Below are 11,389 nucleotides of genomic sequence, written 5' to 3'. Positions count from 1 at the left end.
TGATGTTATCACGTTTATTTAATCTTTGGTAACTTTACTTCCCCACCAATCTTTATTCGGTTGAAAATCTTTAGAAAGCATATTCAGTCTTTCTTGTTCTAGTTTAGGCAATCGTTTTTCAATAATATTTTTATCGTAACGCGCTCTTTTTTCCGCATCAAATTCTAAGTCCTTTTCAGGATATTTAGCGTTTACACTAACAAGCCATGTTTTTAGTTTGTTTTGTAATTTAGAAGTTATTTCTGGAAATTGATCTGCCAAATTATTTTGTTCAGAGGCATCATCTTTCATATTGTATAACTCATTTGTCCCATCTTCATAGTAATGAATTAGTTTCCAATCTCCTTCTCTTATCACTGATGATGGGTCTCCACCTTGATTTCCATAATGTGGGTAATGCCAATATAAAGGACGCTTATTCAAAGTTTTATTCTCATCAATTATGGGCTTTAAGCTGATACCATCTTGATGTTGTTCTGGTAGTTCTTTAATTTGAGCATAATCTAAAATTGTAGGATAAAAATCTGCTCCTGTAACAGGATAATCTACTTTTTTACCATTAGATTTTTGCCAAGGAACATAAACCAAATAAGGCTCTCTAATACCACCTTCCCAATGATATCCTTTACCTCCACGAAAAGGTAAATTAGAAGTTGAGAAGTTATCACCTGATGCAACACCTCCATTATCGGAAGTAAAAATTACAATTGTATTTTTATCTTGACCAGACTCTTTTAATGCTTTCATTACAATACCTACAGCATCATCCATCGTTTCTACTAAACCACCATAAATAGGATTGTCTTGCACTTGACGAATTGGTAACTTTTTTTCCATAACAAAGCCTTTATTTTGTATGCCTTGTTGTATAGCTTTAGCCCTGTATTTACTCCATTTTTCTTGCGTAGTTTGTATTGGACTGTGTACGGCATAAAAAGATAAAAAAGCAAAAAATGGTTTTTCTTTAGGTTGTGTGATAAAAGAAGCTGTTTCGTTTGCTAATCGCATTGATAAATTCTCTCCTTTTTCTTTATTCTCTAATTTTGGATTTTTAAAAGGGGAAAAATACCTACGGTTTGGGCCACCTTTTTCCCAACCACCAATGTTAATATCAAAACCATGATCTTCAGGATAAGAACCTTTGTTCCCTAAATGCCATTTTCCAGCAAAAAACGTTTTGTAACCATTGGCTCTCATTGTTTCTGCAATAGTGATGTCTTCTTTTGGCAAACTATGAATGTATTCTGCTGGCAGAAGTTTATCAAACCGTTTCATACTTCTCCAATCTGTGCCAGATTTTTCACCTATCCAATCTGTAATTCCGTGTCTAGCTGTAAACTTTCCTGTTAAAATTGTGGCTCTTGATGGACTACAAACTCTACTACCTGCGTACCCTTGTGTAAAAATAACTCCTTTAGAAGCTAGCTTGTCTATATTTGGGGTTTCGTAAAACGTACTACCTGCAAAGCTTAAATCTTTTAACCCCAAATCATCTACCAGTATAAACAATACATTTGGTTTCTTAGTGGGTTCAATAGTAATGTTAGTAGTTTTTTTACATGCTACAATAGAAAAAAAAAGTAGATATAAAGTAGGTTTGAAATTCATAGTATTTAGAATTTAAAATTTTTGGAAGGTGTTCTAGAATTCTCTAAAATATGAATGAGTTCTTTTAATTTTTCTGGTTTTTCTTCAGATAGATTATTTTCCTCACTTGGGTCTTTACTTAAATCAAACAAAAAATATTCAGGATTCCGTTTTACATTAAGTTTTATTAATTTCCAATTGCCTTTTCTTATGGCTTGTTTTCCTTTTTTCTCATGGAATTCCCAATACAAATAATCGTGCTTTTCTTGATTTTTAGTATCTAATAAGGTTGGTAAAAATGAGATTCCATCTGTTTTAACCTGTAATTCTGTATTTAAAATATGAGCAAATGTTGGCATAATATCCCAAAAGGCAGAGATATGGTCGGTTTTAGAACCTTCTTTAATTTTACCTTTCCATTTAGCAATCATGGGTACTCTAACACCTCCTTCATACAAATCTCTTTTATAGCCTTTTAAAATTCCGTTGCTATCAAAATAATTAGGATCTGCACCACCTTCTCTATGTGGTCCATTATCTGAAGTGAAGATAAATATGGTATTTTCTTCTAATCCTAAGTCTTTAACTTTTTGAACAATTTCACCCACTTGATCGTCTAAAACATGAATCATAGCAGCAAAAGCTGCATGAGGATATTCTTGAGATTCATACTTCCCTTTTCTATAATTATCACCACCATCATTTCCTTTGTATTTTTTTTCAGGATTATACTTTCCAATATACTTATCCATATAAGCTTTTGGCGCAGCTAATTCTGCATGAGGGATAATACTTGGATAATATAAAAAGAAAGGTGTGTTTTTATTTTCATCAATAAATTTAAGAGCTTCATTATGAATTAAATCAGGTGCATATTGCCCTTTTTTAGTTCCAGAATTACCCTCTAAAAATACCTTATTTTCGTTATCCCAAAGATGATATGGATAATAATGATGTCCCAATCTTTGGCAATTATACCCATAAAACGTATCAAAACCTTGATTTATTGGATCGCCCTCAGAACCAGGATATCCTAAACCCCATTTGCCAAAAGCACCAGTGGCATAACCTTGTTTTTTTAAAAACTCTGGTACAGTATAGACGCTATCTGGTAAAGGAATTTGACCTTCTGCTGTTTTTGGTCTTCTATTTTTATTTTTTCCTCCTGTAAAATGATTTCCTCTGATGTAGGTATTACCTGTATGCAAACCTGTTAATAATGCAGATCTTGATGGTGCACAAACCGTAGAACCAGAATAATGTTGTGTAAATAAAAGGCCTTCTTTTGCTAAACGATCTATATTTGGTGTAGTAAAACGTGTTTGTCCGTAACAACTTAAATCACCATAACCCAAGTCATCAGCTAGAATATAGATGATATTTGGCTTATTGGGTTGCATTGAATTATTTTTTACTGTTTTACAACCAAATAATACAATAGCAAATACTAAAAAGGTTAGATGTTTAGCACTAATCATGTGATATATTATTATTATCTAAACTTTTACAATCTCTTTGCTTATTAAGAGCTTGTAAAAGTTTATTACACGTTTAAATATTAAGTAATTTTTAAGAAAAATATCTTATTAGTTTAAAACCAGTTTTTCAGTTGATTGATTCCCATTACTATCTGTTAAGCGAATGAAGTAAATACCTTTACTTTTATGTGTTAAGTTTATTTGTGCTTCTTTTAGCATCATTTGTTTTTTGCTCTCTACCAAACGCCCTTGAATATCAAAGATAGTGTAAGATGTTATCATATTTTTTCCTTTTATAGTTACAATACCTGTTGATGGATTAGGAAATATACTATATGGTTTTAAATTAAAGTCATTGATACTAAGTGATGAGTCTTCTAGTAAAACTGCATTATCTATTAGCAATTGTGGAGAACCTCCACTTTTTGATATGAAAACAATTATAGATGTTACATCATTTGGAATGGTAAAACTCATTTCTGACAACGCCCATGAAGTGTTTGTAGATAATTGTTTACTAGTGATAAAAGCCTCTGTAGCACCATTTAAAATTTGAATACTAATTGGTGAAGATGGGGCAGAACTCCATTTTGTGTAAAGAGATAAATCGTATGTGCTTTGAGGATTAACATTTACTGTTTGAAGTAATGTACCAGTACCTGATATTATTCTAGCAGCATTATTGCCTTCATAAGTATCACTGTTTATTATACCACTGTTTCTGCCACTCCATCCAGTTAAATCTCCTGTTTCAAAAAAGCCGTTTACTAATAAATTATCTGCATCCAAATTCACAACAGCGTAATGAGCATCTAAGTTACTATCATCGCTTATAGTTGCTTCAGGAACTGAAGGTGTAGATTGATGATCTCTGTAAAAAGTACCAACATCTGTAATTGTGCTAAAGTCTTCTGGATCACTATAATAGTCTGCAGTACCAGAACTAGGTTGAAACCAAGCATATCTTTCTACATAATCCAAAGACTCTAAATATGGCAAAGCCAATTTCATAAAACCTAAATTTGACGCTGTACTTCTGTTTGGATTTCCATTAAATTCTGTTATCCAAATAGGCAGTTTGTATAAATCATAAACTCTTTGCAAATAATTCTTAAATCTATTAAATATATCTTGTGGATTTGCGTTTGGACTATTTTTAGGATTACTTCCCCAATCGTACCAATGTACACCTATAACATCTATTCTGATATCTTGCGCATTTGCTTTGTTACGAAATTCCTTTAACCAGCCAAATGGTGCCTCTTCTCTACCATTTGGAGATACCATACGCATTCCTGTTTTCATTAAATTTTTATAAAAACCAACAGCAACATCTACTTGACATAAATTATTATATTGACCTGATTGCGCATTACAATCATCTGGTTCATTAAATCCTAAGACATGTGTGGCTTTGTATTTACCTATATACAAAGGAATTCGTGGATTTCCTGTACCACCAGCACCCCAAGACATTGGATCTACTTGAATAGCAGTGGTTGACTCGCCATCATTACCCCATCTGTAATTCCAAGTATTATTTAAATCTGTAGTTAATCTTTTTCCAGCTCTTCCTTTTTTTGCTACCCAGTTCCAAGGAATTACTCTTATAAAAGAAATATCATTTTGCAAATATTCTGGAAGTTCGTTTACTACTAAATCTTCTTCAGAGGCAATATAATTTTTACTTGGTCCAGTTCCTTCATCTGTAATTGCAAAAGTTGCCATAAATCCTTTTTTAAGAATAAAAGATTCAGTTTTATTATTCATTGCATTTGCGATGGCAACACCACTATGAACAATATCTAGACTAATTTCTCCGTTTGCACCTTGCAGATTGGTGTTATCATAAATTTTTAAAGGTTTTGTGGTTAGCTCATTGCTTCTTATTACAGTTCCTTCTAAATAATAATTATCTAATCTTAAGTTGGTTCTATAAGTTGCTGGTTGTCCGTTAACAGTAATTTGAGATAAATTATTAGCTTCCACAGAAGTACCGTGTAAATTTAGTGTTCTCAACCATGCTATACCTGATGTAAAATCTATGTTTACATTGTTTTGAAGTGGGTTACTATCACTTAAATCAATATATGCCTCTGTATTTAATGATACATTTCCACCACTAAACGCAGGTGCTTCAAGACTAGAATTTGTTACAGACAAACTACCTGTACCTAAATTTATAACTCCTGATGCAACTACTTTAGCAGAAGCATTGCTTAATTGCAAATTAGCATTTATTGCATTTGCAGCATCAATTGTTCCTGCACTTGGTGGTTGACTAGTACTACTATCTTGCCAATTATTTTCATCAAAAAAATCATTGTTAGATGCATTCCCTGTCCATACTATCTCCTGAGCATAAGCAGATGAAATAAGCATAACAAAAATACTAGCTAATGATACTATTTGCTTTATTTTTATATTTTTCATTATATGTTATTTATTTTAATATTAACTCTTTACCGGTTTTATTGAAATTTTCATCCCTTATATTTTCAAAAGTTGCAATCATTTCTTTAAGTTTCTCTGGGTTGCTTTTCGCTAAATTATTTTGTTGACCTATATCTTCTTTTAAATTGTAAAGTTGAAAATCTTTTGAATTTCCTAATTCAATATTAACTTCTCTAGCAATTCGTCTTCCTTTGTATGGAGGTATTAATACCCAGTTACCTTTTCTTAATGCAGTTTTACGGTTTGCTTCAATTATTAACTCTTCTCTACCTTTATCGTTTGCTCCTAAAAATGTATCCAATAAATTTTTACTATCTAGTCCTTTTATATTACTGCCTACTAAAGAAGACAATGAACTGAATAAATCTATTTGAGATACTAAAGCATCAGATTTTTTAGGTTTAATGGTTCCTTTCCAATAGGTTATAAATGGCACTCTTGTTCCTGCTTCAAATAAACTATATTTTCCACCACGTAAGTTTCCTGCAGGAGTGTGTTTTCCTAGTTTTTCGACGGCATCATCATAATAACCGTCATTTAAAACAGGTCCATTATCACTAGAAAGAACAATAAGAGTGTTTTCTAGAAGACCTTCTGCTTTTAGAGTCTTTACAAGTTCACCAATACACCAATCTGCTTCAACGATAACGTCTCCTCTAGGTCCCATTCCAGATGAACCAACAAAACGTGGGTGAGGAGTTCTTGGAACGTGTGGTTGTTGCATAGCATAATATAAGAAGAATGGCTTATCTTTTTGAGTTTTAATATAGTTCTGTGCTTTTATTAAAAAATGATCAGCCATATCTTCATCTACCCATTTTGCCATTTCACCGCCTTTCATAAATCCAATTCTAGGAATTCCGTTTACGATGGTATTATTATGTCCATGATGCCATTTCATTTTTACTAACTCCGGATTAAGCTTTCCTGTTGGCTGACCTTCAAAATTTTTCTTATAATCAATTTCAATAGGGTCATTATCGCTAAGATTTTCTACTTTACCATTTTTAATATAAACTGTTGGCACTCTATCTTGAGTGGCAGCCATGATGTAGCTGTAATCAAAACCAACTTCATTTGGCCCTGGAGAAATATGTTTATTCCAATCTACATTACCATTTCCTAAACCAAGATGCCATTTACCTACTATACCTGTATGGTATCCTTTAGATTGTAACATTTTAGCGATTGTAGGTTGAGCAGTATCAATAAGTAGAGGTGCAGTTCCTGGTAATATTTTAGCATTTTTATTACGCCAAGGGTATGTACCTGTAAGTAAAGCAAATCTGCTGGGAGAACATGTAGCTGACGAGGCATAACCATTGGTAAAAACAACGCCTCCATTTGCAAGATCATCTATATTTGGAGTTGATATTTCTGTAGCACCATAAGCAGAGACATCACCATAACCTAAATCGTCTGCATATATAAAAATAATATTGGGCTGTTTTTTTTCTTTGTTTAAAGATTGTGATTCATCCTTTGAATTTTTATTATTACAGGATGAAATTACTAACGTTAAAAGAAGAATGAGGTTAAAGTGTTTTTTCATTAAAAGTGTTTATGAATGGACAATAAATGTTTTCGAAAACCGATAAGCGTGTTAAATTAAACTACCACTAATTTGTTTCAACATCAAAAATACAACCTCAATTAAATGTAAAAAGGGGTATATTATTCATTTAAAGGGTTAAATGTATTATTAGAAAAATATGCCGAAGATTTGGTATATATTTATAGGAAACTTTTATTAAAACTTTTACTTTAATAATACATTTTAAGAATTAAACTAATGAAATCAGCTATTAAATATTTGGGGTTATTATTATCTATAATGATGTATTCTCAAAAGAATGATGTTAATTATATTGTAGATTTTGTAACCACAGAACAAGGTTTATCACATAATTTTAGCACCTCTATTTTAAGTGATGATCTAAATATTAAATGGATTGGAACCGAAAATGGTATTACCAAATATAATGGCTTTGATTTTGAGTATATTAAACCTGGAGAGCGTTATAAAGAATTATTAAATGAAAACATAGAGGTTTTATTTAAAGATTACGAATCTAACATATGGATTGGTACAAAAAGCGGTGGCTTATCTTACCTAAACACCAAAACAAATAAAGTTATAAATATAGATTATTTAATAGATACAGTTAAAGAAGGTGACCTAAGAATAACAGCTATTTCTCAAGATTTAAATGGCAATATATGGGCTGGAACATGGAAACACGGGGTCTTTATTATTGACTATAAAAATAATAAGGTTATTAAGCGCTATAACTATTCTGAGCCAACATATAGTATTATAAGAGGAGTTAAAAATAATATGTGGTTTTGTCGTAATAATATGTTTTATAAGTTTAATATTTCTAGTAATGAATTAAAAACTTATAAAATAAAAGGTTTAATAACAGACCTTCTCTCTGATCCGAGTAGAGAGAAAATATGGATAACACCTTCTGGAAAAAACACTTTTATATATAGTTTTAACTTAAAAACAGAATCTATAGAAAAAATAGAAACTGGTATTGTAAGTAATTTTTCTAAAAAACTATCCATTGATAAATACCATAGACTTTGGATAGGAACATGGGGGCAAGGTGTTTACAGGAGTAATGAAGATATTTCTGTATTTAGTAAAATTAACTTAATTTCTAGTGATTCTGAAAAAATAGGAGGAAATTACAATACAATTTTAAATATCCATCACGATAAGAATAACATAACATGGTTAGCAACAGCAAGTGGTGGAGTTGTAAAACTCTTAGAAGGAAATGGGTTTAAAAATGCCAGTAACCTTATAAAAAACAATAGTTTAAAAAAATTCTTAAACTGTACTAGCATTTATAAAAACAAAGAAGAAGTGTTTCTTGGAACCGTGTTTCTTGGGTTATGGCATGGTAAAAATTTTTCAGATTTAACCAAAATAGAAGAGATTGGTAATGATAAAATTAATGCATTATATGAAAATAATAAAAAACTTTATATAGGTACAAGTAATGGTTTTTATATATATGATTTAAATTTAAGAAAGATTGTTTTTTCTTGTAAAGAAATAAATAAAGTAACCTCTTTTTTAGTAGATAATAACCTTCTTTTTATTGGAACTCAACAACGAGGTCTTGCCATTGTTAATTTAAAAAACATTAACAATTTAAAATTGTATCAGTTTTATTCTGAAGATATAAAAAATAAGCATAAGATAAAGAGTGATAGAGTTACCACCATTGTAAGAGATAGTAAAGATAATATTTGGGTAGGAACTTATAATGGTTTAGAGCTTTTTGACAAAGAAAAAAAAGTATTTATCAATCAGTCAAAACTATTAAAAGATAAATTACCAAGCATTATTATTAACGCAATAGCTTTAAAAGACAACTTTATTTGGTTGGCTACACCAGGGGGATTAATTAAGCTTAGTTATAGCAACAGAGAATTAAAAATAGAAAGTAAAATCACCAAAAAAAATGGTCTTAATAGTGATTTTATATGCGCTATTACTTTTGATAATCAATCAAACCTATGGCTTACAACGCATACAGAAATTGTTAAATATAATGATAAAAACAAATCTATTATTTGCTACAATAAAATAAATGGAGTGAAATCTACTTCATTTAATAATAGAAGTTTTTACAATTACGATAATGAATTTATTGCCTTTGGAGGTTTCGATAACATTACCTTTTTTAATCCTTCTAAAATAAAAGATTTTAATGTAATACCAGAAATTATTTTTACATCGCTAAGAGTAAACAATAAGCTAATAGATTACAAATCGGACAGTATTATCTTAAATAAAAACTTTTCTTATGCAAAAGAAATAAATTTATCACATAAAGATAAGTTTTTTTCTACCAGATTTATAGTAAACGACTATTTAGGAAAGTCTAATATAAAATATAAATATCAGTTAGAAAGTTATCAAAAAGATTGGATAGACTTGCAAAATCAAAACGAAATAAGTTTTGCTGGGTTGTTACCAGGTACATATACTTTAAAAGTTAAAGCTTCTAGAGATAATCAAAACTGGAGTGCTCCAAAGTCTATTGATATTAAGTTATTGAACTCACCTTTTAAAAGTATATGGGCAATTATAATTTATTTACTATTCATATCTTGGGTAATATTTTATTTAGTTAAATCAAACAATTATAAATTAAAACTTCAAAATAAATTAGAAATATCTAGAATAGACAGAGAAAAAGAAATAGAACTAACAGAAGCTAAACTTACTTTTTTTACGAATATTTCTCATGAATTTAGAACTCCTTTAACACTTATAATAAGTCCACTTAAAGAACTTTTAGAGAGTGAGAACATACCCAAAAAAATCTATAGAAATTTAAGTTATATCGATAAAAACACAAACAGATTATTAAATCTAATAAATCAACTGTTAGATTTTAGAAAAGCAGATCAAGGACTATTAAAGTTAAACATATCTCAGGGTAATTTTGTAAGATTTAGCAAAGAAGTATTTCTGTACTTTAAAGATGCTGCAGAAGCAAAAAATATAAAATACAAATTTAAACCGGTTAAAAATGCAATTAATTTTCCATTTGATAGAAATAAAATGGAAATTGTATTGTGTAATTTAATATCAAATGCAATAAAATATACAAAATCTGGTGATGAAATTACCATTACTATAACTACAGAATCTAACTATTGTATTATTGTAGTTAAGGATACAGGTATTGGCATGGATGAGAAAAATCTTGACAAAATCTTTGATAGATTTTTCCAAATTAAAACAGCAGAAACTGCACGTTTAATAGGTAGTGGTATTGGGTTGTCATTCAGTAAGAAAATTGTTGAATTGCATCATGGAGAAATAAAAGCTAAAAGCCAAAAAAATAAAGGTACAGAATTCATTGTAAAGCTTTCTATGGATACGAATCTTTATAAAAGTATAAATGAAAATTATATTAAAACAGATAATATATCTGCCTATAATACAAGTGATGTTGCACTATCTAGTGAAAATTTTAATAAAAAAGAAAAAGAGCAAACTATTTTAATTATAGATGATAATGTAGAAATCTTAAGCTACTTAAAAGACATTCTTTCAGAAGATTACACAGTAATTCAGGCTGAAAATGGTAATATTGGTTTAGAAAAAGCTTCAAGTTCTATACCAGACTTAATTATAAGTGATATTATGATGCCAGGTAAAGACGGCATTACACTATGCAAAGAGTTAAAATCTTCTATACTAACATCTCACATTCCAATAATATTGCTTACGGCAAGAACATCAACAGTATATCAAATAGAAGGGTTAGAAAGAGGTGCAGACGATTATATAACAAAACCATTTAACGCTAAGGTAATAAAAGCCAGAATTGCTAACTTATTTGAAAATAGAGAGAAAATTCAAAAGTATTTATTAAACAAAGTTCGTTTAGAACCAACCCCTTTAGAGATAGAAGATGATATTGATATAGAAAAATCATTTATTAATAAAGCTATTTTGTTGGTTGAAAATAATCTAGACAACCCTTCTTTTGGCATAGAAAATATGGTGGATGAATTTTGTATGAGTCAATCAACTCTGTACAGAAAAATTAAATCTTTAACAGGTCTTTCAACAACAGCATTTATAAGATCTATACGTATAAAACGAGCGGCACAATTAATTCTAAAAAAAGAAGATAGTATTAGCTCTATTGCATACATAGTTGGCTTTAACGATTTAAAATATTTTAGAAAATGTTTTAAAGAGCAGTTTGGGGTAACTCCATCTAAGTACAAAAAGTAGTTGTATTTAATAGATTGTCAGATAAAAAGCTAAAGCGCATATCATAGCAACATCTTTCCAATATTTTTTTAATTTAATTCTACATCCTAATAAA

5 protein-coding genes are annotated in these 11,389 nt (G+C 30.0%); 1 reads left to right on the top strand and 4 read right to left on the bottom strand.

The window, feature by feature from the left end:
• Nucleotides 1-18 precede the first annotated feature (18 nt).
• The 4 genes from ACW9UN_RS11825 to ACW9UN_RS11810 form a co-directional block, all read right to left on the bottom strand.
• Nucleotides 19-1,608, bottom strand: coding sequence for a sulfatase (locus ACW9UN_RS11825; protein ID WP_459486497.1), 1,590 nt, complete (start codon nucleotides 1,606-1,608; stop codon nucleotides 19-21).
• Nucleotides 1,609-1,613: 5 nt separating this feature from the next.
• On the bottom strand, nucleotides 1,614-2,987 hold the full coding sequence (locus tag ACW9UN_RS11820; RefSeq protein WP_459486496.1) for an arylsulfatase: 1,374 nt from the start codon (nucleotides 2,985-2,987) through the stop codon (nucleotides 1,614-1,616).
• Nucleotides 2,988-3,173: 186 nt separating this feature from the next.
• A complete protein-coding gene (locus tag ACW9UN_RS11815; protein WP_459486495.1) occupies nucleotides 3,174-5,498 on the bottom strand; it encodes a glycosyl hydrolase in 2,325 nt (774 codons plus the stop codon).
• 10 nt (nucleotides 5,499-5,508) lie between these two features.
• Complete coding sequence (locus tag ACW9UN_RS11810) at nucleotides 5,509-7,071, bottom strand: sulfatase family protein (RefSeq protein WP_459486494.1); 1,563 nt, start codon at nucleotides 7,069-7,071, stop codon at nucleotides 5,509-5,511.
• Nucleotides 7,072-7,311: 240 nt separating this feature from the next.
• Here ACW9UN_RS11810 and ACW9UN_RS11805 point away from each other — a divergent pair, with 240 nt between their 5' ends.
• Nucleotides 7,312-11,295, top strand: a complete 3,984-nt coding sequence (locus ACW9UN_RS11805) for a hybrid sensor histidine kinase/response regulator transcription factor (RefSeq protein WP_459486492.1) — start codon at nucleotides 7,312-7,314, stop codon at nucleotides 11,293-11,295.
• Nucleotides 11,296-11,389: the final 94 nt, after the last annotated feature.

Source organism: Polaribacter litoreus, from assembly GCF_054584775.1.
The sequence above is the reverse complement of the archived record's forward strand: the minus strand, read 5'-3'. Positions and strand labels throughout refer to the sequence as shown.

Excerpts from the sequence above, each read along its gene's own strand:
- ACW9UN_RS11815 (WP_459486495.1), bottom strand. The coding sequence starts at position 5,498 with ATGAAAAATATAAAAATAAAGCAAATAGTATCATTAGCTAGTATTTTT.
- ACW9UN_RS11810 (WP_459486494.1), bottom strand. The coding sequence starts at position 7,071 with ATGAAAAAACACTTTAACCTCATTCTTCTTTTAACGTTAGTAATTTCA.
- ACW9UN_RS11820 (WP_459486496.1), bottom strand. The coding sequence starts at position 2,987 with ATGCAACCCAATAAGCCAAATATCATCTATATTCTAGCTGATGACTTG.
- ACW9UN_RS11805 (WP_459486492.1), top strand. The coding sequence starts at position 7,312 with ATGAAATCAGCTATTAAATATTTGGGGTTATTATTATCTATAATGATG.
- ACW9UN_RS11825 (WP_459486497.1), bottom strand. The coding sequence starts at position 1,608 with ATGAATTTCAAACCTACTTTATATCTACTTTTTTTTTCTATTGTAGCA.